The following is a 23,833-nucleotide window of genomic DNA, read 5'->3' on the forward strand; positions in this document are numbered from 1 at the left end:
GCTCAGAGCCAGGTGATGTCGTCGAAACCGCGATTGATGTAACCGCCCTTGGAATAGGACTCGCCCTCATAGCCAAACAGCGGCCAGACCGCCTTTTGGTTATAAAGGCCGGTCACCAGACCACCGCGCACCTGCTGAAAGAACGGACTGTCCTCGATGCCGCGCAGGATATCGACGCGGTCGCGTTCCCACCCGATGCTCAGGTAATCGGCATGACCCTTGCCGCGCGCGGCGGCGTTCAGAATCTCGATGCCCGCTTCGGTCGTGTCCACCGCATCGGGCACGTCATATCCCTTGACGGCGACGACGTAATACTCGTCGCTCAGGTGGTCATGCGGATAGATATCCCGCGCCATCTGCACCAGTGTTGCGAAGGTCTCGGGCTTGAGCGCGTTCATCTCGGTCGCCCAGGCCGCATCATGGCTTGCCACGAAACTGCTGCCGACGACGAAACTTGCGCCCGCCGCCATGGACCGCGCGAGCAGGTCGCGCCGTGAGAGCCCCTGTCGGGCTTTGGTATCAGTCATTGGTTCTCCTCCCATGAAATGAAACGGGCGCGACCCTCCCCGGCCGCGCCCGTGCTGTCATTTGAAGCGCCCGCCGCGCTGCAGGACCTCGATCTCGTAGCCGTCCGGATCGGCTACGAAAAAGAACTTGCCCACGAGTTTGCCGTCGGGCGCGAATTCGACGATCTTGCGCGGGTTCAGACCCTCCGCCTCGAACCGCGCGTGTTCGGCCTCAAGATCCTCGACCAGAACGGCCAGATGGCCATAGCCGTCGCCCAGGTCATAGGGCTCGGTGCGGCCCTTGTTGACGGTCAGTTCCACCTCGAAGGGGCTTTCGGAATTCGACATGTAGACGAGGGTGAATTTTTCGAAATCCAGCCGGTCGGCCACGTCGAGCCCGAACGCACGTTTGTAGAAATCAACCGACCGCGCCTCGTCGAGAACGCGAATCATGCTGTGAATGGCTTTGGCCATCATGCCCTCCGGATCATTGCAGTTGGTATGAAAAGTTTACCAAAGGGCCGAGTGGGCGGGTAGTAAAGGGATACTACAGGGGGTTAGGGAGTTTTTGGCCTTGAGCGGACCTTCGGTTGAAGCACCTGCGCGAAACGCGGCCGTAAGGCCGCCGCGCATCGCCGTGCCGCCCCCCCGGCGCGGCGATTTGGCTGCAACCTGCTCTGCGCTCTGATGTTTTTTGGGCTTGGCTGCCATAAAGCACTGTCAAACTAGCCTAGGATCGCCACACCGCGGCACGACGATACGCGGCTCATGGCAACGGCAGCTCCAAGCCATTTCTGCCCTACCCTCAGTTCCGCATCGGTATCCCTTCCTCCCAGCGAAACCCGATGCCGCCGCCCTGCCACACACCGCTGCCGAACGGGTTGCCGCCGTCAATCTCGACATGTTGCGGCAGGCCGAAACCGGGGGCGAGCGGGTGGGTGCCCCTTGTGGTGCTGCGATGCATGATACGCAGGCCCTGCTGCTCGGCGGGCATATGCGCCTCGGGGGCGGCGCGATGCGCGACGGCGAGGTTGTCGATGAATACGCAATCGTTCTGCCGGTACTCGAACGTCGTGGCATAGCCGTTCTCCAGCCCGGCATTGAGGATGTCGTTATAGGTATGGCAAACCTCGGTCATCTCGTCCGCGTCGAGCAGGCGAAAGCCCTCAGCCTCCGGCAATTTCTCGATGATCGCGCCGGTCATGCCGAGATGCAGCCAGATGCAGTTGCGACCCGTCAGCGGATGGGTATGCACCATCGGATGCACGACGCCCGATGCGGAATTGACCGATGACAGGCGCGCCCAACGCTCCCGCGTCTCCTCGGGCAAGGCGTCATGCGCGATGCCCTGATGCGCGAAATGCGTGCCGCCGCCGCGCTCGGGCGGCCGGATGATGTGATAACCGGAATGCGAAAAGGTGGCGGGGATGAAACTGCCATCGTTGTGCCATTGCGGGCCGACATCGGGGATGCCGTGGCGCCGATCGTTGGACAGGCGAAAGATATGCGGGTTGCCGTCGGGCGTGGCCGGATGGATGCCGTGGGTGCTGTGCAACTCGCGCCCGCCCCACCAGCAGCTTGCGCGCAAAAACGCCTCATGCCCGATCTCGGTCTCGTTGCGAAACACCAGAAAGCCGCGCTGCGCCATCTCCATCTCCAGTGCATCCAGCACATCGCGAGGCGGGGCTGTCTCGGCGGCAAGATCAGTGCCCGACACCTGCGCTCCAATCGGCTCCAGCGCGGCAATGCGCGCGCCGAACGCTTCGATCGTGGCGGTGCGGGACGGGTCGAGCGGGGGGAGTTTCGCGTATTCGGTGGTCAATGTGCACCTCCTTTGTCTATGCAAGACATAGGGGACGGCCCACCGTCCTTAAAGGGATTGGCCAGGTTAACGGCGGGCGATGCCTGCAAGGGAGCCCCTCACTCCGCTGCCATCTGCCGTGTCTCCGCCTCCAGCGGGTTCTCGCGGTGCACGAGGCAAGTGCAGCGCAGGAGCGAGGTGAAATTGGCTGGCTCCCCGTGCAATTCCAGCACCTCGGCATGCAGCTTCGAGACGAAGCCGGGCGTGCTCAGCCCCTCGCTCGCGGCGATTTCATCCAGAATGCCCCAGAACGATTTCTCAAGCCGGATGCTCGTGCTCTGGCCATTCAGGCGCATGCGGCGGGTTTCCAACGTGTAGCGGTCCGGGTCCTGCCCGGCGAATATTCGGCACATGTCTCAGTCCTCCCTCGTCCGGCAGGCAGTCAGCCCCGCGCCGGACCTCAGTATGAGCTAGGATCATGGCCGATTTTTTCCAACTGGGAAAGCCTGCAGCACGCTCAGGTGTAAATCTGCGCCTCTCCGGGCGGCAGGGTGAAATCCTCGCTATGCACGACCACGCCCGCCTCGGTCAGCAGCAGCAGGCCATAGGCGCCGGGCTCGTCGATCGACAGGCTCGGATCCTGAAAGCCGAGCGCCATCGGCATCTGGTGGCAGGTGCTCTTGAGGATCGCGACCGGAATGCCGCCCGCCGACCCCTGGATCGTGCGGTGGATATGCCCGGAGACGATCTGCACCACATTGCCCGCCGCGAGCCGCGCGGTCAGCTCGGCGCGGTTCTTCAGCCCGATCCAGTCCATCCCCTTGAAGCCAGTCTCGATGGGCGGATGGTGGGTAAAGACGATCACCCGCCGGTCACCCGCCTCGGTCAGCCGCTCTTTCAGCCAGTCCAGCCGCGCCGCGCAGAGCCAGCCGGAATGCGTGTCCTCGGCCTCTTCATTGAGCGTATCGAGGCAGATCAGGCGATAGTTCCCGATATCGGCGTGATGCTGGATATGGCCCGTCTCCATCCGCTCGGCCTCGGGAAAGGCCGCAAGGAACGGCGCGCGCCGGTCGTGATTGCCCAGCATCAGCGAGACGGGCAGGGGACAGGTATCGAGGGCAGCGCGCAGCCGGGCATATTCGGGAGGGGCGGCGTTATGGGTCAGATCGCCACACAGCACCACGCGCGCCGCGTCGGGGTGATTGTCGAGCGCATGGGCAAGCCCCTGCATGAACCGCGCGAACGGGTCGATCCCGATGATCGTCTTGCCCTCGGACACGAGGTGGATATCGGTGAAGACAATGACTTTCTGCATATGGGCTGCCTGCGACAGGAGATACCGCTGGCAAGATGGCCCAAATACCGCAGAAGAGGAAGCCCTAGGATCGCCTGCCCACTTCCCGTCATCCTCCGGCTTGACCGGAGGATCTGTTGGCCATGAGACCCTCGGGTCGAGCCCGAGGGTGACGGTGCCTGAGGCGCGCGCCGCGCCTATTCGAGCTCGATCAGCAAATCCTTGGCGTCGATCTGCCCGCCGGGCTGGACATGGACGGCCTTCACCACCGCGTCGCGTTCGGCATGAATGCCGGTTTCCATCTTCATCGCCTCGATGGTCAGCAGCAGGTCGCCCGCCCCCACCTTGGCCCCGGCCTGCGCCGCGACGCTCGCCACCACACCCGGCATCGGCGCGCCGATATGGTTGGGGTTGCCGTTTTCGGCCTTGGGCCGCGTGGCGGTGCTCGATTTCACCAGACGGTTGGGCACTCGGATCACCCGGGGCTGGCCGTTCAGTTCGAAGAACACCTTGACGTCGCCCTCCTCGTTGGTCTCGCCCACGACCTGCAGGCGAATTTCGAGGATCTTGCCCGGGTCGATCTCGACACTGATTTCCTCGCCCGCTTCCATGCCGTAAAAGAACGTACGCGTCGGCAGCGTGCGCACCGGGCCATACATCCGGTGACGGCCCATGTAATCGAGAAACACCTTGGGATACATCAGGTAGCCGTTGAGATCCTCATTGTCGATCGACTTGCCTTCCAACTGCGCGACCACATCCTTGCGCGTGGCCTCAAGATCGACGGACTCGAGATGCTTGCCGGGTCGCTCGGTATTGGGCTTCTCGTCTTTCAGAACCTTCTTCACGATGCTCTCGGGAAAGCCGCCCGGAGGCTGGCCCAGATTGCCACGCATCATGTCGAAGACCGAATCGGGAAACGCCACATCGGTCTTGGGGTTCTCCACATCGGCGCGCGTCAGGCCCTGGCTGACCATCATCAGCGCCATGTCGCCCACCACCTTGGAGGACGGCGTGACCTTGACGATATCGCCGAACATCTGGTTCACATCTGCATAGGTGCGGGCCACTTCGGGCCACTTTTCCTCTAGCCCGAGGCTGCGCGCCTGCGCCTTGAGATTGGTGAACTGCCCGCCCGGCATCTCGTGCAGATAGACCTCTGATGCAGGCGCCGCGAGGCCGCTCTCGAACGCCACATATTGCGCGCGCACCGCCTCCCAATAATGCGACATCTCGCGGATACGCTCGATATTCAGCCCGGTATCGCGAGGCGTGTTGCGCAACGCCTCGACGATGGAGCCGAGGCAGGGCTGCGAGGTGCCGCCCGAAAACGCATCCATGGCCGCGTCCACCGCATCGACCCCCGCCTCTGCAGCGGCGAGGATGGTCGCCCCGGCAATGCCCGACGTATCATGCGTGTGGAAATGGACGGGAATGTCCAACTCGTCCTTCAGCGCCTTCACCAGAACACTGGCCGAGGCCGGTTTCAGCAGCCCAGCCATATCCTTGAGGCCCAGCACATGCGCGCCAGCATCCTGCAACTCGCGGGCCATGCCGACATAGTATTTCAGGTCATACTTGGCCCGGTCCGCATCGAGGATATCGCCGGTGTAACAGATCGTGCCTTCGCAGATCTTGCCGCTTTCATTCACCGCATCCATCGCGACGCGCATGTTTTCGACCCAGTTGAGGCTGTCGAACACGCGGAACACGTCGACGCCGGTCTCGGCGGCCTGCCGCACGAATTCCTGCACCACGTTGTCGGGATAGTTGGTATAGCCCACGCCATTCGATGCGCGCAGCAGCATCTGCGTCAGCAGGTTCGGCATCTTGGCGCGCAGATCGCGCAGGCGCTGCCACGGGCATTCCTGCAGGAATCGGTAGGCCACGTCGAACGTCGCCCCGCCCCAGCATTCGACACTGAAGAGATCGGGCAGGTTGGCGGCATAGGCCGGGGCCGCGCGCACCATGTCGATGGACCGCATGCGGGTCGCCAGCAGGGATTGGTGTCCGTCGCGCATGGTGGTGTCGGTCAGCAGCAGCCGCTCCTGCGCCAGCATCCAGTCGGCGACGGCCTTGGCACCCTTGTCGTCCAGCAGTGTGCGGGTGCCGGGGGCGGGTTCGCCCTGTAGCGCGGGTGGGCGCGGCAGCTTGACGTCGGCCGGTTTCGCACGGCCCGTCGTCTCGGGATGCCCGTTCACCGTGATATCGGCGATATAGGTCAGCACCTTGGTGCCCCGGTCGCGCCGCTTGGAGAACTTGAACAGGTCCGGCGTCGTGTCGATGAACTTGGTGGTGTATTCGTTGTTCAGGAAGGTCGGGTGCTTCAGCAGGTTCTCGACAAAGGCGATATTTGTGCTCACCCCGCGAATGCGGAACTCGCGCAGGGCGCGGTCCATCCGGGCGATGGCGGCCTCGGGGGTGGGGGCCCATGCGGTGACCTTGGTCAGCAGGCTGTCATAATAGCGGGTGATCACACCGCCCGAATAGGCGGTGCCGCCGTCAAGCCGGATGCCCATGCCGGTGGCGCTGCGATAGGCGGTGATACGGCCGTAATCGGGGATGAAATTGTTGAGCGGATCCTCGGTGGTGATCCGGGTCTGCAGCGCGTGACCGTTCAGCGTGATGTCGTATTGCGACGCCTTGCCGGTGGCCTCGGTCAGGGTCTTGCCCTCGGCGATCTTGATCTGCGCCTGCACGATGTCGATGCCTGTGACCTCTTCGGTCACGGTATGCTCGACCTGCACGCGCGGGTTGACCTCGATGAAATAGAAAGCGCCGGTGTCCATATCCATCAGGAATTCGACTGTGCCCGCGCATTCGTAATCGACATGCTTGCAGATGCGGTGGCCCAGCTGACAGATTTCCTCGCGCTGCGCCTCGCTCAGATAGGGGGCAGGGGCGCGCTCCACAACCTTCTGGTTGCGCCGCTGCACCGAGCAATCCCGCTCATAGAGGTGATACATGTTGCCATGCTTGTCGCCGAGGATCTGCACCTCGACATGGCGCGCGCGCAGGATCATCTTCTCCAGATAGCCCTCGCCATTGCCAAAGGCCGCTTCGGCCTCGCGTCGCCCCTCCAGCACCTTCTCCTCAAGCTCGTCCTCGGAGTTGATCGGGCGCATGCCGCGCCCGCCGCCGCCCCAGGACGCCTTGAGCATCAGCGGATAGCCGACCTCACCCGCCTCCTTGCGGATCGCCTTCATATCCTCGCCCAGCACCTCGGTCGCGGGAATGACTGGCACCCCCGCCTCGACGGCCACGCGCCGCGCGCTCGCCTTGTCGCCAAGCGCGCGCATGGTCTCCGCCTTGGGACCGATGAAGGTGATGCCAGCCGCGTCGCAGGCATCGACGAAATCGGGGTTCTCGGACAGCAGGCCGTAACCGGGATGGATCGCGTCGGCCCCGCATTCACGGGCCACGCGGATAATCTCCTCGATCGAGAGATAGGCCGCGACCGGCCCCATCCCTTCACCGATGCGATACGCCTCATCGGCCTTGAACCGGTGCAGGCTCAGCTTGTCCTCGTCGGCAAAGACCGCGACGGTGCGCTTGCCCAGCTCATTGGCGGCTCGCATGATGCGGATGGCGATCTCGCCCCGGTTGGCGATCAGGATTTTCTTGAAGTCGGCCATGGCCTTTACCCCCGGTTGGTCACGTCTTGGGCCACCCGCGGCGATGCCGCGCTGCGGCGCTATGACCTTGTAAGATTTGTGAAAGCTTTGCGCAATCCGCCATTCTGGGTATTCGCCGGGTGGGGGAATTTCCTGTCCCAAAGGGTGGGCACCCCTACCCGGCAGGGATAGGGGCGCAGGCGGTCACTTGCCGGATTTCTTCTTTTTCTTCGCCTTGCCCTTGGCCGCCTTGCCGGATTTTTTCTTGGACTTGGCAGAGGACTTGTCGTCCTTTTTGCTCTTTTTCGTATCGTCCTTCTTCTTGGACGTCTTCTTCGCGTCGGCCTTCTTGTCTTTGGCCTTCGCGTCGGCCTTTTTCGACGTCGTCTTTTTGTCAGCCTTCTTCTTCGCGGCTTTCTTGCCACTTGCCTCGGGCTTGGCCTCGGCGTCGGTGGCTGCCGCCGGGGCCTTGTCAAGTGCGGCGGCGGCGTCGATGAACCCCTGCGCGCGGGCCGGCGAGATGCCGCGCACCTGCGTCAGCGCCGACGGGTCGGCGCGCGCCAGCAGTTCGGGGCTGGTGATGCCAAGGGCTTCGATCGCCTTGGCAAGGGCGGGCCCGATCCCGCGAATATCTGTCAGTGAGGACACAGCAGTCTCCTGTCTCTGAGGAAAAAAAGGAATAGCGGGTGCACCGATGGCGCCCGCCGCGTGATGGCCCGGTCAGGCCGCTTTCTTGAGCGCCTTGCGCGCCGACTTCAGCTTGGATTTCTGCCGCGACACCTTGGCTTCGCGCTGCTTCACTTCTTTTTTGAGCTCTTTGATTTTCGCTTTTTTGGCCATGGCTTTGGCTCCTTTTCGGTGATGTCCTGTGCCGCACCGCTCTCGTCGGGGGCACCTTGATGCGACAGGGTGAAATCCCGGATGAAACGCCGGATCTCGCGCGCCGCACTGGTATCGAGCGTCTCGCACAGATCGACAAAGGCATCGCGATCCGCCTTGCTGATGCGAATGATCAACTGGCTGTCCTTGCGATCCTGTTTCTTGCGTCCGTCTGCGGGCATCCGTCTGTCTCCTGTCGGCTGACATGATGACACACTGCATATACTTTGTATATACATTGTAATACACCTGCATAGCCCGTTGAATTAGAGCATAAAATACCCGCTCAGGATGATCCGATCAGCCGAGAGGGCGCGTCCGAACCCCGGAGCAACCCCAACTGCCCCATATTGGCCTTCAGATCCTCGCGCAGGATATCGGCCAGATGCGCCGGGCCCGCCGCCCCAAGCGCGCCGAGCGCTATGTGCCACGCCCGCCCCATCATCACGAAATCCGCCCCGAGCGCCATCGTCCGCAGGATATCGAGGCCACCTTCGACGCCGCCATCCATGATCACCGGCAGCGTGGTCGCCGCGCGCACCTCCGGCAACGCCTCTATCGTGGCCGGTGCGGCGTCGAACTGTCGTCCTGCGTGGTTCGATACCCAGATGGCATCGGCCCCGGCTTTCTCCAGCGCCGCCGCGTCCTCGCCGCGCAGCACGCCCTTGACCACCAGCGGCCCGTCCCACGCGTCGCGCAGCCAGCGCAGATACTCCCAGTCCGGCGAGGTGCGCAGCAGATAGCCCGCGTGCTTGTTCGACGGCAGCCCCTTGGTCTGCCCGGCATAATCGTCGATCAGCCGCATTCGTGGCATGCCCATCCGCGCCATCTCGGAAGCCCAGGCCGGGCAACGCGCCACCTGCGCCATCAGCCGGGGCGTCAGCCGCGGCGGCTGCGTCAGGCCCGAGCGCACCTGCCGTTCGCGCCGCGATCCCACCGGCACATCCACTGTCAGCACCAGCACCCCGAACCCGGCCTTGCGCGCGCGCGCCAGCATATCGCGGCGAATCTCCGGATCGCGCGGCGGATAAAGCTGAAACCAGCCGCGCCCCTCCAGATGCGGGCCGACATCCTCGGGCGTCTGGCTTGCTACGGTCGACAGGGTATAGGGCACCCTCTCCGCCGTCGCCGACCGCGCCAGATGCCGCTCCGCATCCGGCCAGATCAGCCCCGACATGCCCACCGGCGCGATCCCCACCGGCAGGGCATAGTCCTCGCCCAGCAGGTGCGTGCTGAGGTCCGGCGCGATCTCGCCATGCAGGATCGACGGGCACAGCCGCACCTGATCCAGCATCGCCCGGTTGCGCGCCTTGGTGGCCTCCACCCCGGTGCCACTGTCGAGATACTCCCAGACGAAACGCGGGATACGGGTGCGCGCACGGGCGCGCAGGTCACTCAGGGCGGGGTATTGTGCGTGCAGGTCCATGCTCCGCATTTGCGCGGGTTTTCAGGGGCTTGTCCAGTGCCACGCCGCGCGCGGAACAATCCCCGAACATCTCTTTATCTCCGACACGCCCCGGGCTATTGTCTCGGCTATGAGCACATTCGACGAATCCGACGCCTTTGAAGGCGCCAGCCTCGCCGCCCGCGCCATGGCCGCGCGGCCATCGCACTATCTCGATGATCTGAACCCCGCTCAACGGCAGGCGGTAGAGACACTAGAAGGCCCTCTATTGATGCTGGCCGGGGCCGGAACAGGTAAAACGAAAGCATTGATGGCACGGATTGCTCATTTGATAACAAAGGGCCGTGCGAAACCTTACGAAATTCTAGCAGTAACCTTTACCAACAAGGCTGCGCGAGAAATGAAAAATCGTCTCGCCGTAACGCCTTTCGAAATTCGCGAGCCGATTCGGTGGATGGGAACATTCCACTCTCTCTCTGCCAAGATACTGCGCAAAAGGGCTGAACTCGTTGGTTTGCAGCACAACTTCACTATCCTCGATACCGATGACCAACTGCGCCTGCTGAAACAACTGGTGCGGGCCGCGGACATAGACGACAAACGCTGGCCCGCCCGCATGCTCGCCGGGATCATCGACCAGTGGAAGAACCGCGCCTGGACCCCCGACAACCTTCCCGCCGCCGAGGCCACCGCGTATGACGGCAAGGGCCCCGCGCTCTACCGCCAGTATCAGACCCGCCTCAGGGAGTTGAACGCCGTCGATTTCGGCGACCTGCTGCTGCACGTGGTGACGATCTTTCAGAAACACGACGACGTGCTGGCGCAGTATCAGCGCTGGTTCAAATACATCCTCGTGGACGAATACCAGGACACCAACGTCGCCCAATATCTCTGGCTGCGCCTGCTGGCGGGCGGGCACCGCAACATCTGCTGCGTGGGCGACGATGACCAGTCGATCTATGGCTGGCGCGGTGCTGAGGTGGGCAATATCCTGCGGTTCGAAAAGGATTTTCCCGGTGCAGCCGTGATCCGCCTGGAACAGAATTACCGCTCCACCCCGCATATCCTTGCCGCCGCGTCGGGCGTCATCGCGGGCAATCGCGACCGCCTGGGCAAGGAACTTTGGACGCAGGCCGAGGCGGGCGAAAAGGTCCGGCTGATCGGCCATTGGGACGGCGAGGAAGAGGCCCGCTGGATCGGTGAAGAGGTCGAATCGATGCAACGCGGCACACGCGGCATGCGCGCCTTCGGTCTCGATGACATGGCCATTCTCGTGCGCGCCTCGCACCAGATGCGCGCCTTCGAGGACCGGTTCCTCACCATCGGCCTGCCCTACCGCGTGATCGGCGGCCCGCGCTTTTACGAGCGGATGGAGATCCGCGATGCCATGGCCTATTTCCGCCTCGTCACCTCGCCCGCCGACGATCTGGCGTTCGAGCGGATCGTCAACACCCCCAAGCGCGGCCTCGGCGACAAGGCGCAGCAGACCATTCAGCGCATCGCCCGCGACAATGGCGTCTCGCTGGTCGATGGCGCGGCGCTGGCGGTCGAGCAGGGCGCGATCAAGGGCAAGGGCGCGGCGGCGCTGCGCGACCTGATCGTTGGCCTCGCGCGCTGGGGCCGGATGACCGGCGACGCCGATCTCACCCATATGGAACTCGCCGAGATCATCCTCGATGAGAGCGGCTACACCACCATGTGGCAGAACGACAAGACGCCCGAGGCGCCGGGGCGGCTGGAAAACCTCAAGGAACTCGTCAAGGCGCTGGAAGGCTTCGAGAACCTGCAAGGCTTTCTCGAACATGTCAGCCTGATCATGGACAATGAAACCGAAGAGGCGGGCGAGAAGATCACCCTGATGACGCTTCACGCCGCCAAGGGGCTGGAGTTTCCCGTCATCTTCCTGCCGGGCTGGGAGGACGGGCTATTTCCCTCGCAACGCTCGATGGACGAAAGCGGCACGCGTGGCCTCGAGGAAGAACGGCGGCTGGCCTATGTCGGCATCACCCGCGCCGAGGAGGTCTGCACCATTTCCTTCGCCGGCAACCGCCGCGTCTATGGCCAGTGGCAATCGCAGATGCCTTCGCGCTTCATTGATGAACTGCCCGAGGCGCATGTCGAGGTGCTCACCCCGCCGGGCCTCTACGGCGGCAATTACGGGGCTGCGGCGAGCGGGATCGAGACCCGTGCGGCCGAGGCCAATGTCTACAACTCTCCCGGCTGGCGCCGCCTGCAATCGCGCAGCGGCGCGCGCCCCATGAGCCAGCCGACCGAGGCCCGCTCCCCGGTGATCGACGCACAGGCGCTCAGTTCGCATACCGTGGGCGAGCGTGTCTTTCATCAGAAATTCGGCTACGGGGCCATTCTCGGCATTGAGGGCGACAAGCTGGAAATCGAGTTCGAGAAGGCCGGCATCAAGAAGGTGGTCGCCCGCTTCATCACCGGGGCCGATGACGTGCCGTTCTGATTGGGCCTGACCGGCGGGATATGAGTATTCTCGGAAAGATGAAGCGCATCTGCATTTCACCTTTCCTCAAATACTCCCGCCGGAGGGGTATTCTTTTTGTGTCATACGTTCTCACCACGTGCCATCTGAATAAACTTTCCTTTAATGCCCTTGGGTTAAGGTGTCACGGCGTCCCGGAATGAACCGGGCAGCGTCACGCCAGAACGTATATAACAAAGAGGATATTAGCATGGCAAAATCGAACGCATTCACGGTTGCAAAACTCAAGTCCCTCCCGGCCGGGAAACACTGCGATGGGCAGGGTCTGTGGTTTCATAAGCGCGCTGACGGAGGCGCACAATGGGTCTTTCGCTTTCAGCTCTGGGGTCGGCAAAGAGAGATGGGGCTTGGATCTTTCAAGAATGTCTCCCTCGCCGAGGCTCGCAGGAAAGCGGATTGGGCCCGTCAACAGGTGCAGGCTGATACTGATCCGGTCAAACAACGTCGTTTGACGCGGCAGCAGTCGAGCGGTCATGACGGCCGTCTCGAACAACTTTCGTGGGCCGCCTTTGAAAAGCACAAGGGGAACCTGAAGCATTCTGGCGGAGACGGACGCTGGATTAGCCCCCTTCGCCTGCACCTCCTCCCCAAATTGGGCAAGATGCCGATTGTGAAGATCGACCAGGACGACATTGCGCATGCGCTGGCGCCGATCTGGTACGAGAAGCCGGTTACCGCGAAGAAAGCCATGTCACGCCTGCGGACGGTGTTCAGGTACGCGCGCGCGAAAGGATTTCTTGTCAACCGTGCCGTGATCGAGGAAGCCGTCATCATTCTCGGAGAAAACAGGAAACTCGCCAAGCCAAGCCTCGCGCTACCCTGGTCAGACGTGCCCGCATTCTACGCGAGCCTGTCGGATGATGACCCGACACAACTCGCCTTGAGACTGCTGATCCTGACGGGTGTTCGTGCGGACTCGGTGAATAACATGCAACGGGGTCAGATCAGGGGTCCGATTTGGGAAATCCCACCGCTCCATGTAAAGGGTCGCGTCGATAGCGCTCATGGGTTTGACGTACCCTTGAGCCGGGAAGCCCTGCATGTGATCGAACTCGCGAACGCGCATGAACGCAACGGGTACCTGTTTCCCAATGCAAAAGGTGGTCCTTTGAACAAGATGGCGATGCGCAATTATCTTGTGGAGAACGATATTCCGGCACGCCCCCATGGCTTCAGAACCTCGCTGCGGACATGGCTCTCGGACCAGAGCGAGTGCCCGTTCGAGATCGCGGAGGCCTGCATTGGCCATGTCAGAAAAGGCGATGCCGCCATCGATGCCTATAATCGTACAACCTATATCATGAAGCGGGCTCCCTACATGAATGCCTGGGCGGCTTTTGTAACCGGAATTTCTGAACAAAGCGTAAACGTGGCTTTAACCGGAAGCGTGGTAAGACCGTCGTGTCAAAACAATAAGAGGACATAAATGCACGACAAAATTCTAAGACAAAAAGCAGTTCAGACTATTACCGGGCTCAGCCGCTCGACCATTTACAGACATATCGCAGCGGGCACATTTCCGGCCCCGGTCAAACTGACCGAACGTCTCATCGGATGGCATTACAGCACGATATCCAACTGGCTGGCCAGTCGCCCCGAAGTGTGATCGCCTGACACGCCAATCTCACAATACCCCGCCCGCCGCAGGACGCGCCGGGCGGGGTGTTCAGTGTTGAATGCTCCGGGTCAGTTTTCGGGATGCTCTTAGCCGTTTCGGCGTGTAGCGCGCAGATCAATTGCATCGACTGCTGGCGCTGAGCTTTGTTCGCTGTCGGGATGGCTCTTTACGATCACCTCGATATCCTGCCCGGACATCTCTCTGACGCGTAACAACTGTTTGGCCAGCCGCATGAGGGTGCTTTGCTTAGCCCGGATGAGCTTCAGCGCTCCGGCTTCTGCCTTCCGCATATGATCCTCAGCCCGCGCCCGAACGTCCGCCGGGGCGCGCCACGTATCCCCTGCCGACAGTCCGTCCCAAAGCAGGCCGCTGTCGCCAAACCCCCAGTGCCGCTCGATGGACAGGGCGAGCGTCGTCGCTTGTGCAAGATCACTTTGCGCACCCATGCCCGCGCCCGAACTCGGACTGCCGTATACAGCGATTTCAGCGGCACGGCCCGCCAGCAAAACCTGCAAGCGCTCTTGTGCTGTTTTGGGGGTCAGCATCCCGACTGGCCTGTGCTCGACCTGCCCGCCCTGTGACGTGAGACAAACCCGATTCGGCAGCGGCCAGCCCAGCTCCATCATGACCAGAACATGCCCCGCTTCGTGGATTGCAGCCCGGCGTAGTGTCTCTTTGTCCAGCTCCGGTGCAATCTGATCTGCTGCACTGTCGAGATGTTCTTGCTGAACCGGGGTCCGATCCGCCCGCGCGCGCCCTGAAGCATCCCGCACAATGGCTTCGGCCACGGCCCCGGACTGACCCAATAGCCGGTCTGCGAGAGAGGCGAGATCCAGCCGCTTGGAAGGGGTCGTGCCCAGCTTCGCGGCCAGAATGGCTTCAAGCCCGCGTTTGTCCGGATAAGGAACATGCAGCTTGAGATCGAACCGGCCGCTGCGAATGACGGCTGTGTCGACCGTATCCAGGTCATTTGTCGCGCCCAGCAGGACCAGCCCGCTCACGTCATTGGCGCGGTTGATCTGTTCGAGCAACCCGTTCACGACCCCCCGCATGTAGGACGAGTGCTGATGTGCCGAGTCTCGTTGAGAGAAACCATCCAACTCGTCGATGAACAGCACGGCAGGCGCGGCCTCTTTTGCGTCCGCAAAAGCCCTGTTCAGCGCCGCCAGCATGTCGCCCTGATGGCCGTGCTTCTGGCAATCTGCATAGGATGTGGCAATGATCGGAATCCCGGCAGAGCCTGCGAAGGCCTTGGCCAGGGTGGTTTTGCCGGTTCCGGGCGGGCCGTGGAAGACCGCGCTCGAGGTCACCTCCGACCATGCAAGCTCACCATTCCGCCAGGCATTCAGATCCTTCAGCATCCGGTCCAGAGATTTACGGACATCGCCCAATCCATGCACCGCACCGAGCGTCAGGTCAGGCGCAGGCGGTGTCAGTCTCCTTGCGATCTCCGCGAGCCGGTCCACCACGCTCAAGGTCGTCGGAGCCCCGCATGCGGCATCGATCTGACCGGTGCTGAACGTTTTCAACACGTCCCGGTCAGGCAAACGATTGCGGATCTCTGCCTCCGCTAGTTCTCCGGTTGCGCTGTGGGTCAGGCGCAGGGTTTCGATCACGATGTCCGGGGTGAGACCCGGCCACGCGAATGTTCGCGTGACGACCGCTGTCAAAGCGTCAGAAAGTGGCATCTCTCCGGTCGTGATCAACAAGACCGACGCATTCTGGGCCAGGCTGCGCTCTACGCGGGTATCCAGCATGCTCCGTTTCCGCCGCCGGTTTCTGCGCGCAATCGGGTCATCATCTTCGACAATGGAATGCGGTGCCGCCATGTCCTGGAATGATAGGTGACGTTTCCAATGCACGAGTACGTTGGGCAGGATCTGTTCGAGACCCCACATGACCGGCCCCACCGGGCAAATGAAATGCGTCACGCGGCCCGGCTCAAAGAGAGCCTGCAGATCGGCTTCGCTCTCAACGAGCCGGGCGGTGGCCAGCGCTGTCACGATCAATGAGGCAGGTGGGTCCCCTTCACACCGGACGCGCCCTTGGGCGCCTTGTGCCCAGGGATCGCAGCCATCCTGGATTGCGGCCGCGATCTCGGCCTGTGTCATGGACTTGGCCATCGGCGTTTGCGGTGCCTGCCAGGATCGCCTTTGGGCTGGCCGGGTCATATCGTCCGGCAAATTGACGAGGACGTCATCGTCATCCAGTTCGCCAGGGGCATGGCGCGTCTCGACGAACCCGTTCCAGGCCGCCTCAAAAAGGCACTGTGCGGTAGAGCGCGCAAGCTCCAGCGCGAAGCCGGGCTGGGGTGCTGTGTTGCGGAGAGCCTTACTGGTCATGGGAAGCCCCCTCATCCGACATTGGTGCGGGTGTCCCCTCGGACATGTTTCTATCCGACAGCCCCAGATCATCGATGGCGCGCTCGAGGCTGGCGCAGGGGTCTGCCCGCAATGCAGTCAGTTCGGACACCGCAACGCGATGCGATTGATGCCGCTCGGCCGTGAACTTTACCGCGTTTTCCGACAAGGCCACCAGGGCCACGAGATCGAAGTCGCTCGTTGCATAGGACTGCACGCCGGTTGGTGAGCGGTGATACCCTTTAACCAGGTTGAAGTGAAAGTAGCCGCCCCGCGACCGACAGCAGGTCTTGATCTGTAGTCGCAGGTCGCCATTCGGATGGTACACAATCCGGTCGGCGGGCAGCATTTCGGGCAATTGCGAGGTGTAGATGCCGAAGCGCAGCAGAATACTGTCGACAAGATGTTCGCCTGCCAGGCCAAACCATTTGGCGTGGCGGGTCAGCGTATCGCGTGACAGATCCGGGAAACGCCTGATGGCGTTGACGGAGGGTGGCGGGCGTGAAGAGAACAGCTCTTCGAAGCCGCTCAAAAGCAGTTGTTTGGACATATGTCATTCCTTTTGAATATGTTGGATGCCCGTCGACGCAACAGCGCCGACGGGGTAAATCGAGTGTTCGAAAATCTCGGAAACTCAGGCGGCCAGCGGCAATGCGGGCTCTGACATTTGATCGCCATCGCAGGTCAGGACATGCTCGATCATCTGGCCGATGGAGGTCACGGTTTCCCGGCCGAGGTCCTGCACCGGGCGTGCGAGACTCATCGGCGCCTGCGCCAGGCAGTGCATCGCCCGCGTCTGCACGATCTCCAACTCGGCCAGGTTGGTCGCCGCGAGCGCGCGCCGAACCAGCCCTGCCATACGGTGAAGCAGCAAGTCATTTGCCGAGAGTGGTGACATGGCTGTCACGGTGTCGGCCTGCAGCGCGACCAGTGTCCACGCGGCATCGGCATCGGACACAGACCGTCCATAGGCGATATCCCAGCCCGCCTCCGTGACCCACTCCTCTTCTTCGAGGGCCATGAACATCCGGGTCACGAGTTCGCAGAAATGATCAAACAAATCGGTTTGCGCCTTGTCAGCGTCTTTCGAAGCCAAAGTGTTGGTGGTAGTAATATTTTTAGTCATTATGATCTCCTTTCAGATCGTTTTGATTAGAGCGAGACAGGAGCTCCACCTCTTGTCTCGCTTGGCGTATCATGATATATTGATATCATAAAGTCAACCCTGATTCTGGAAAACTAAAGCCAATGGCAAAAATGGGTCGCCCGAAGACTGAGACAAAAGGCGTAATGGTACGTATTTCGGAAGACATGCTTCAGAGCATCGACGATGTGCGGAGAAACGAAGCCGATGTTCCAACACGGCCCGAGATGATACGCCGAATTCTCGCAGAATGGTTGGAGCAGAAATCTAAAGCGGAGGAGTCAGGTCTCTCATAATGTCCTGGCGTACAGAGAGCGGATGCCGTGTGTATTCGTGGGTTGCCATTGGGGCATCAATTAGATGTCTTCTTCCTGATACTTACTGTGTGAATTCAGATAGGCGATGAATTCGTATGAATGCGGAACCTCACTCACATACTCGACTGCAAGATTGTCAGGGGTGCCGCTGTCTCAGATTTGGCGGTTTCTAGAAGCGAACAGATCCAATTTGAGATTTTCTGCTGCTCTCCCCATTACTCCTACAATTTGTAACTCTGTGTGTTGAAAAACATAACAGAAATGTTGAACCAATCTGCCAACACACACCGCTACAGGCTTCAACAAATCCGTTATGCAATTCAACACATACCGTTACAGACTTAGGTAATCTTAATATTCTTTGGCATGGTTGGATGGAATGGCCTCGGGCTGCCAGTACTCGCGCGAATCTGGCTGTATGTTGAGGGTACAGTTGAAGACACCAAATTTGATCAGCGTGAAACTGCGCGGACCAAAGCTTCCAGAAACTCTTGCGTGTTTGCGGGGTTGAGCCATCTCATCACGGCGACAAGATCCTGTTCCGGGCTGATCCAGAGACAGTTTCCTCCCGCTCCAAGGGCGCTGAACGCTGTGGATGGTAGCTTGGGGTTGGAATCACGGCCGCGATTCAGCCACCAGAGGAAGCCGTATTTGTCGAGTGTCGGCGTCGGCTCCAGCGATTGCTTCATCCAGTCTTCCGGCAAAATCTGCTCACCCTCCCAAGCGCCGTTCTGGCTGATGAATGCGCCAAACCTTGCATGATCGTCAGCGCTGATGAACAGCCCGCCACCCCAATGACCGCCACCTGTGACCGACTGCATGCGCTGCCCGTCAATCTCGATCCAGGAGGTGGAGTAGCCTTCCCAACGCCATTGATCAGACGCGCCGATGCGGTCCATGATCCGTTCGCGTAACACCTCTGGCAATGGCCGCCGAAACCGGCTCATCAAAGCGTAGGCAAGCGCGTTCACGCGGACATCATTATATTCATAATAGCTGCCGGGAGGACCGACCTCTCGCAGTTGCCCTTTACGGCTATTGTCGGCACCAACGCCTATCTGACGGTAGTGATCGACCTGATCATCCTTGCCGAAAATTTCGCCGCGCCACTCGCTGTTCATCTGAAGCATGTGGCGCCAGGTGATCCTGGAATTGTGATGGCTGGCGAAATAGAGGCCGTCCACCGTATGGTTGATTGGTTCGTCCAGGTCTGAAATCAGCCCATCCTTCGCGGCAAGGCCGGCAAGGACCGAAAGATAACTCTTCGCGATCGAGAACGTCATGTCCGCCCGCCCTGTGTCACCCCACGCGGCAACCCGTTCCCGGCCGTGCAGGATGACCCCTGCGGGCCCGCCACGTTCGGCAACGGGGCCAATGATCTCGGTCCAAGGACCGCTCTCATTCCACTCGACATTGCCGACATAGGAACCGTCAGGATAATACATGCTGCGCGGCCAAGCTGTCTCATGCGCCAATGCAAAATCGACGACAGTCTGGAGTTGTGGAGTTGCCGCGTAAGAGGTCATGACGTCTGGCTTTCTTCTTTTTGTGGACCCCACCTCAAGCAATCCTGTCTCTGACCGGGAGTCGGCGGGACCTATTCTAGATGTGGTGACGATCACTGAAGCGGTCCCCGATGGGCATTCAGTGGCGGCCTTGTGAGGTGAGGCCACAGCGCGAACTCTTCATAGATACGCCTGTTTGTAAACATCAATTCATGTTTCGCGTCCGTTCTGTCCTGACGCCCCGAGAAACAAGATGTCATGAAACAAGGTGGCGTTTGAGCACCATTTGGAGTCTCAGGTCTTGGACTGAAATCTTGCTAGCTTTCGTCGCTGACCCGTTGAGCAGAAAGGGTGATAAGCTCAGCCAACCTGTTGACCGATTGGGTTCGTGTTCGCCATCGGGGGAAGAACAGGACATACTCCAATGTCAACTTTGGCGAGAAGGGGCGAATGACCATGTCAGGCCGCATGCTTGACCTGGCAACAAACCCGTCTGCGATCGACACTCCAAGTCCACGTGCCGCGAGTTCACACGCGATAACTCCGTTCGGTGTTTCAAGTCGGATATTCGGACTCGCACCTTTTTTGCGAAAGAGCGCGTCAATACGCTGACGCATCACGGTACGTGGACTGTTGATCACCAACGGTTCGTCGATCAGGTCTTCCAGCGTTACTTCGGCATGCGTAGCGAGTGGATTGTCCTTGTGCATCACTGCGACAGCATTCACCGAAGTCATCGGTTCGATATCGATTGAACTATCATCCAGGGGCAAAACAGATATGCCTATGTCAAATTGCTCACGCCCTAGCCAGATGTCGATGTCGATACGGGTGCGACTGTCAATGGTTGCAGTGAACTGTGGGGTCTCTTCCGTAAGCGTCGCGATTGCCTCGGCGACCAGAACATTGGTTACATGCGGCGCTGTTAGAATACGTACATGGCTGCGCTGGTGATTCTTGATCCGGCGGGCCTCATTCTCAACTTCATCCAAGGATGATAGCGCACGCTCAACCTGTGAGTAGAGTTTGCGCGCCTCACGAGTCGGATTGAGGCGACGTCCTTTGCGTACGAAAAGCGAAAAGCCGACCTCATCCTCCAAGGAAGCAAGTAGTCGGCTCACCTGTGGCTGGGTCCGGTGAAGTCGTTCAGCGGCGTCGTTTACGGAACCTCCCTCCATGAAGGCTCGGAACGCAAGAAGGCTCTTGTGGTTCATCGTGGACACCTCCGCAAATCATGCGCATTACGCATGTTTATCTGCCAAAACCGCATTTGACACATATGATAGAGCTGCTGCACCTTGGCGCAAAGCTTAAAATGTCGGCGTTGATCCGGCGAGAACACAGGGTGCTGAATGTCAGATAGCGATCACAAGGGCGCAGCTTGGGCGGTAAGTCCGTCGCAGTATTTGACCGGCAGGCCGGAAACTTTCACGCTGCCTGAGCGGCCGGTGTCGCAATATGTCGAGATGCGCGATGGTTGCAGGCTCGCCGTCGATATCTATGTTCCCGACGGTGGCCAGATCCCCAAGCAGGGTGTTCCCACAATTCTTATTCTGACCCCATATTACAGGCGGTTTGCGCTGCGTGAAGGATGCGCTTCATCCACCGAGCCCAGCCCCAACATTGCACTCTACCGGGATTTCTTCGTACCTCGCGGGTATGCGCTTGTAGTCGTTGATGTGCGTGGCACCGGGGCCAGTTTCGGAACACGCGATAGTTTTCGTTCACCGGCGGAGCGCGACGATTTCCACGAGATCGCGGATTGGATTATCACGCAGGATTGGTCGGATGGCACGATCGGATCGACGGGCATCTCCTATCTGGGCGCAGCGGCTTGTTTCCTTGCCAGCACTGGCCACCCTGCGGTCAAGGCAATCGCGCCTCTATTCGCGGTGTGGAATACCTATGCAGATCACTTCTATCCGGGCGGGGTTCTGCTGAACCAACTGGCCTCCACTTATGACGATATCATGGTCGGGCTGGATCACGACCGGCGAGACGTCTTGGCGAAGTTCTCGTATTTCAACAATCCGGACTATGCCGGGCCACAACCCGTGGATGATGATCCGGACGGCGCCCTGAAACATGCGGCAATCCAAGAGCATCTTGGCAACTTTCACATGCCGGATTTCATCACCGAGTTCCGCTTTACCGATGATCGCCTGCCCTACGATCCGAGCTTTGGGAGCCACTCCTTTAGCCCCTATCACTATGCGGCAGATATTCGGCCCGACGTGGCCGTCCTTTCTGTTTCCGGCTGGATGGACGGTGCTGGCTTTGCCAACGGCTCGATCGCCCGGTTCTTGTCTTTGCCGAACCGGAACCAGCATGTCCTGCTTGGCCCTTGGGATCATGGCGCGCGAGCCAATGCATCGCCCTGGCGCGACTCTGCGAGCAGTGAGTTTCCCTTGATGGGGGCCGTCCTTCGGTTCTTTGATCACTACCTGATGCAATTGGACACCAAGCTGCAGGAGGAAGCGCCAATCCACTATTTCAGCATGCATGCCGAGACGTGGAAAGCAGCGCAACAATGGCCGCCAATTTCCGAGACACGACGCTATTATCCCGATGCAAATGGCCAGCTGTCCGCGGCGCCTGGGGGGGCGGATCAGGATAGCTTTCGCGCCGATTTCACGCGCGGAACCGGAACGGCGACGCGGCACGAGCGACTGTCGGCCTTGCCCATCACCGATTATTATACCGACTGGACGGAGCGAGAGCACGGCATGCTGTCATGGACCACGCACCCGCTTGGCACCGATGCCGACATCGCTGGCCACCCGATCGTGAACCTGAACATCTCCGCCAGCGAGGCGGATGCGGTTTTGCACGTCTATCTGTCCGAGTTGGAGGCAGACGGAACCTTGCGGTATGTGACCGAGGGCGTTCTGCGTGCGTTGCATCGCAAACTCATTCCTGCGCCTGCGGATCAGAACTGGTCATGGCCGTATCGGGATTACAGCAGGAAGAACAGCGCCCCACTTGTTCCCGGTGAGCCAGCAGAACTGCGCTTTGCGCTTTTGCCGACCGCGTGGCGCTTTGCCAAGGGCAGTTGCATCCGCGTGTCTGTCGCTGCCGCGGATCGCGACCACTACGTGCAACTGCCATATGGTCGCCCACCGGAGATTGCGATCCAGCGCGGGGGTGACGCCGATGCACACGCATCGTGGATCGAACTGCCTTGGCAGACCATCAACTGACGAAGAACCATCAACAAGGAGGATGATAACGAATGTTACTCTCGAGAACGATACTGGCGAGCGGGATTCTTGCGGTCGCAACCGCGTCTGCCCATGCCGGCAAGGAAAACGACACCTTTGTCTGGTCAACCTCAACCGAAATGGACACCGCCGACATCTATTACGGCAATCAGCGTGAGGCGCTGATCAACGCCTATGCGATGTGTGACGGGCTTTTGCATCGGGATCCCATCACGAACGAGTTCCAGCCTCTTTTGGCCACAAGCTGGGAGTGGACGAACGACACCACGCTGGAGTTGGAATTGCGCGAGGGCGTCACGTTCCACGACGGCACCGAGTTTGATGCCGAGGACGTGGCCTATACGCTAAATCACGTGGCGGACCCGGACAGCGACATGAAAATTCGGGTGCTTGTGGACTGGATCGACAGCGTCGAGGCGGTCAACCCGCATAAGGTGCGCATCAATGCCAAGCGCCCAACGCCGGCCGCGCTGCAATATCTTACAGGGACGTCGCCGATGTATCCGTCCGGCCACTACAAGGACGCACCCGTCGTGCCTGGATCTGACGGTGCGGAACGGCGAGACTGGGGCGCGGTTCAACCGGTCTGCACAGGCCCCTACAAGCTGGCGGATTACGTTGCGGGCGAGTCGTTGACGCTTGAAGCGAACCCCGACTATTTCGAAGATAGCCCGAAAGGAAAACCCTCGATCGGCACGCTTGTCTATCGCACGATCAAGGATCCGGAGACGCAGATCGCCGAAGTCGTGACCGGTGGCGTGGACTGGATCTGGGGCGTGCCGCCAGAGAATGCCGAGATGCTCGCAACGATGGGCAATCTGACAGTTGTATCCGCGCCCACGATGAGGATGTCGTTCCTGTCATTGGATGCCGCAGGCCGGACCGGGGATACCCCGATGACCGACCTCAAGGTGCGTCAGGCGATTGCCCACGCCATCAATCGCGAAGCCATCACCGAAAACCTCGTCGGAGACGGTGCGGAGGTCCAGAAATCGATGTGTGCACCGGTTCAGTTCGGCTGTGAAACCGATGTGAAGCAATACCCTTATGACCCGGAAAAGGCCAAGGCGCTTTTGGCAGAAGCGGGATACCCGGACGGCTTCAGCGTGCCGTTTCACGCCTACCGTGATCGCGCCTACACCGAGGCTGTTCTGAATGACCTCCGCCAGGTTGGCATCAATACAGATCTGCAATTCCTGCAGTGGCGTGCCCTGCGTCCGAAGATCGTTGATGACGAGGTGCAGATCGGCCACCTGACCTTTGGCTCGAACGGCATTCTCGATGTGTCTGCCTCGACAAGCTACTACTTCACCGGAAGCTCGGATGACTACGCCCGTGATGAAGAGGTGATCGCATGGCTTGAAGAAGCTGATCGGACCACAGATCAGGAAGAGCGCAAGGAACTGTATTCGAAGGCACTGAACAAGATCGCAGATCAGGCCTACTACATTCCGCTTTTCATCTATGGCCGGACCTACGCCTTCAACAAGGACCTCGATTATCCGGTAACGCCCGATGAGATGGCGCATTTCTACATGGCCAAGTGGAAGTAAACCTTCCCGATCCAGCAAAAGACCATGTGGAGGGCAGCCTGCCCTCCACATACTCGGTCAGGAGACGACATGATCGTATATCTATCAAAACGGCTATTCATGACGGTCCT

Annotated in this window: 19 protein-coding genes; 5 read left to right on the forward strand and 14 right to left on the reverse strand. The window is 60.5% G+C overall.

The window, feature by feature from the left end:
* Positions 1 to 2: 2 nt before the first annotated feature.
* From PVU19_RS04010 to PVU19_RS04050, 9 genes are all read right to left on the reverse strand, one after another.
* Positions 3 to 527, reverse strand: a complete 525-nt coding sequence (locus PVU19_RS04010) for a twin-arginine translocation pathway signal (RefSeq protein WP_050663578.1) — start codon at positions 525 to 527, stop codon at positions 3 to 5.
* A gap of 57 nt (positions 528 to 584) precedes the next feature.
* Complete coding sequence (locus tag PVU19_RS04015) at positions 585 to 980, reverse strand: VOC family protein (RefSeq protein WP_050663596.1); 396 nt, start codon at positions 978 to 980, stop codon at positions 585 to 587.
* Positions 981 to 1,311: 331 nt separating this feature from the next.
* Complete coding sequence (locus tag PVU19_RS04020; protein ID WP_050663579.1) at positions 1,312 to 2,328, reverse strand: TauD/TfdA dioxygenase family protein; 1,017 nt, start codon at positions 2,326 to 2,328, stop codon at positions 1,312 to 1,314.
* 98 nt (positions 2,329 to 2,426) lie between these two features.
* On the reverse strand, positions 2,427 to 2,720 hold the full coding sequence (locus PVU19_RS04025) for a ribbon-helix-helix domain-containing protein (protein WP_050663580.1): 294 nt from the start codon (positions 2,718 to 2,720) through the stop codon (positions 2,427 to 2,429).
* 104 nt (positions 2,721 to 2,824) lie between these two features.
* Positions 2,825 to 3,622, reverse strand: coding sequence for a phosphodiesterase (locus PVU19_RS04030; protein ID WP_050663581.1), 798 nt, complete (start codon positions 3,620 to 3,622; stop codon positions 2,825 to 2,827).
* Between the two features lie 176 nt (positions 3,623 to 3,798).
* Entirely contained in the window at positions 3,799 to 7,236 is a 3,438-nt protein-coding gene (locus PVU19_RS04035) for a pyruvate carboxylase (protein ID WP_050663582.1), read from the reverse strand.
* A gap of 183 nt (positions 7,237 to 7,419) precedes the next feature.
* A complete protein-coding gene (locus PVU19_RS04040; RefSeq protein ID WP_050663583.1) occupies positions 7,420 to 7,863 on the reverse strand; it encodes a helix-hairpin-helix domain-containing protein in 444 nt (147 codons plus the stop codon).
* 149 nt (positions 7,864 to 8,012) lie between these two features.
* Entirely contained in the window at positions 8,013 to 8,276 is a 264-nt protein-coding gene (locus PVU19_RS04045) for a hypothetical protein (protein ID WP_050663584.1), read from the reverse strand.
* Positions 8,277 to 8,380: 104 nt separating this feature from the next.
* Positions 8,381 to 9,529: an alpha-hydroxy acid oxidase gene (locus PVU19_RS04050; RefSeq protein WP_050663585.1), complete on the reverse strand. Its 1,149-nt coding sequence runs from the start codon at positions 9,527 to 9,529 to the stop codon at positions 8,381 to 8,383.
* A 100-nt stretch (positions 9,530 to 9,629) separates the two neighbouring features.
* Here PVU19_RS04050 and PVU19_RS04055 point away from each other — a divergent pair, with 100 nt between their 5' ends.
* The 3 genes from PVU19_RS04055 (at position 9,630) to PVU19_RS04065 (ending at position 13,611) form a co-directional block, all read left to right on the forward strand.
* The gene (locus tag PVU19_RS04055; RefSeq protein WP_050663586.1) at positions 9,630 to 11,966 is read left to right on the forward strand and encodes an ATP-dependent helicase; all 2,337 of its coding nucleotides are present in this window, start codon (positions 9,630 to 9,632) and stop codon (positions 11,964 to 11,966) included.
* Between the two features lie 229 nt (positions 11,967 to 12,195).
* The gene (locus PVU19_RS04060; RefSeq protein ID WP_160316376.1) at positions 12,196 to 13,431 is read left to right on the forward strand and encodes a tyrosine-type recombinase/integrase; all 1,236 of its coding nucleotides are present in this window, start codon (positions 12,196 to 12,198) and stop codon (positions 13,429 to 13,431) included.
* Positions 13,432 to 13,611, forward strand: coding sequence for a helix-turn-helix transcriptional regulator (locus PVU19_RS04065; RefSeq protein ID WP_082237748.1), 180 nt, complete (start codon positions 13,432 to 13,434; stop codon positions 13,609 to 13,611).
* Between the two features lie 98 nt (positions 13,612 to 13,709).
* Here the strand turns inward: PVU19_RS04065 and PVU19_RS04070 are convergent, their stop codons facing one another.
* The 5 genes from PVU19_RS04070 to PVU19_RS04090 form a co-directional block, all read right to left on the reverse strand.
* The gene (locus PVU19_RS04070; protein ID WP_160316377.1) at positions 13,710 to 15,965 is read right to left on the reverse strand and encodes an AAA family ATPase; all 2,256 of its coding nucleotides are present in this window, start codon (positions 15,963 to 15,965) and stop codon (positions 13,710 to 13,712) included.
* A complete protein-coding gene (locus PVU19_RS04075; protein ID WP_050663589.1) occupies positions 15,955 to 16,533 on the reverse strand; it encodes a hypothetical protein in 579 nt (192 codons plus the stop codon). The genes PVU19_RS04070 and PVU19_RS04075 overlap by 11 nt, the downstream gene beginning before the upstream one ends.
* A gap of 84 nt (positions 16,534 to 16,617) precedes the next feature.
* The gene (locus PVU19_RS04080) at positions 16,618 to 17,109 is read right to left on the reverse strand and encodes a hypothetical protein (RefSeq protein WP_152911670.1); all 492 of its coding nucleotides are present in this window, start codon (positions 17,107 to 17,109) and stop codon (positions 16,618 to 16,620) included.
* A 787-nt stretch (positions 17,110 to 17,896) separates the two neighbouring features.
* Positions 17,897 to 18,889: a serine hydrolase domain-containing protein gene (locus PVU19_RS04085; RefSeq protein WP_050663591.1), complete on the reverse strand. Its 993-nt coding sequence runs from the start codon at positions 18,887 to 18,889 to the stop codon at positions 17,897 to 17,899.
* 377 nt (positions 18,890 to 19,266) lie between these two features.
* Complete coding sequence (locus PVU19_RS04090) at positions 19,267 to 20,163, reverse strand: LysR family transcriptional regulator (RefSeq protein ID WP_050663592.1); 897 nt, start codon at positions 20,161 to 20,163, stop codon at positions 19,267 to 19,269.
* Positions 20,164 to 20,301: 138 nt separating this feature from the next.
* Between PVU19_RS04090 and PVU19_RS04095 the strand changes: the two genes are divergently transcribed.
* Entirely contained in the window at positions 20,302 to 22,149 is a 1,848-nt protein-coding gene (locus PVU19_RS04095) for a CocE/NonD family hydrolase (protein WP_050663593.1), read from the forward strand.
* A 32-nt stretch (positions 22,150 to 22,181) separates the two neighbouring features.
* Positions 22,182 to 23,723, forward strand: a complete 1,542-nt coding sequence (locus PVU19_RS04100) for an ABC transporter substrate-binding protein (protein ID WP_082237757.1) — start codon at positions 22,182 to 22,184, stop codon at positions 23,721 to 23,723.
* Positions 23,724 to 23,833: the final 110 nt, after the last annotated feature.

Source organism: Roseovarius tolerans (assembly GCF_028885395.1).
In the GTDB taxonomy this organism is placed as follows: Bacteria; Pseudomonadota; Alphaproteobacteria; order Rhodobacterales; family Rhodobacteraceae; genus Roseovarius; species Roseovarius tolerans.

Bases quoted from the DNA above. Each gene is read 5' to 3' on its own strand.
- PVU19_RS04010 (WP_050663578.1), bottom strand. From the start codon at position 527: ATGACTGATACCAAAGCCCGACAGGGGCTCTCACGGCGCGACCTGCTC.
- PVU19_RS04015 (WP_050663596.1), bottom strand. From the start codon at position 980: ATGGCCAAAGCCATTCACAGCATGATTCGCGTTCTCGACGAGGCGCGG.
- PVU19_RS04025 (WP_050663580.1), bottom strand. From the start codon at position 2,720: ATGTGCCGAATATTCGCCGGGCAGGACCCGGACCGCTACACGTTGGAA.
- PVU19_RS04030 (WP_050663581.1), bottom strand. From the start codon at position 3,622: ATGCAGAAAGTCATTGTCTTCACCGATATCCACCTCGTGTCCGAGGGC.
- PVU19_RS04035 (WP_050663582.1), bottom strand. From the start codon at position 7,236: ATGGCCGACTTCAAGAAAATCCTGATCGCCAACCGGGGCGAGATCGCC.
- PVU19_RS04045 (WP_050663584.1), bottom strand. From the start codon at position 8,276: ATGCCCGCAGACGGACGCAAGAAACAGGATCGCAAGGACAGCCAGTTG.
- PVU19_RS04050 (WP_050663585.1), bottom strand. From the start codon at position 9,529: ATGCGGAGCATGGACCTGCACGCACAATACCCCGCCCTGAGTGACCTG.
- PVU19_RS04055 (WP_050663586.1), top strand. From the start codon at position 9,630: ATGAGCACATTCGACGAATCCGACGCCTTTGAAGGCGCCAGCCTCGCC.
- PVU19_RS04060 (WP_160316376.1), top strand. From the start codon at position 12,196: ATGGCAAAATCGAACGCATTCACGGTTGCAAAACTCAAGTCCCTCCCG.
- PVU19_RS04065 (WP_082237748.1), top strand. From the start codon at position 13,432: ATGCACGACAAAATTCTAAGACAAAAAGCAGTTCAGACTATTACCGGG.
- PVU19_RS04070 (WP_160316377.1), bottom strand. From the start codon at position 15,965: ATGACCAGTAAGGCTCTCCGCAACACAGCACCCCAGCCCGGCTTCGCG.
- PVU19_RS04075 (WP_050663589.1), bottom strand. From the start codon at position 16,533: ATGTCCAAACAACTGCTTTTGAGCGGCTTCGAAGAGCTGTTCTCTTCA.
- PVU19_RS04080 (WP_152911670.1), bottom strand. From the start codon at position 17,109: ATGACTAAAAATATTACTACCACCAACACTTTGGCTTCGAAAGACGCT.
- PVU19_RS04085 (WP_050663591.1), bottom strand. From the start codon at position 18,889: ATGTATTATCCTGACGGTTCCTATGTCGGCAATGTCGAGTGGAATGAG.
- PVU19_RS04090 (WP_050663592.1), bottom strand. From the start codon at position 20,163: ATGAACCACAAGAGCCTTCTTGCGTTCCGAGCCTTCATGGAGGGAGGT.
- PVU19_RS04095 (WP_050663593.1), top strand. From the start codon at position 20,302: ATGTCAGATAGCGATCACAAGGGCGCAGCTTGGGCGGTAAGTCCGTCG.
- PVU19_RS04100 (WP_082237757.1), top strand. From the start codon at position 22,182: ATGTTACTCTCGAGAACGATACTGGCGAGCGGGATTCTTGCGGTCGCA.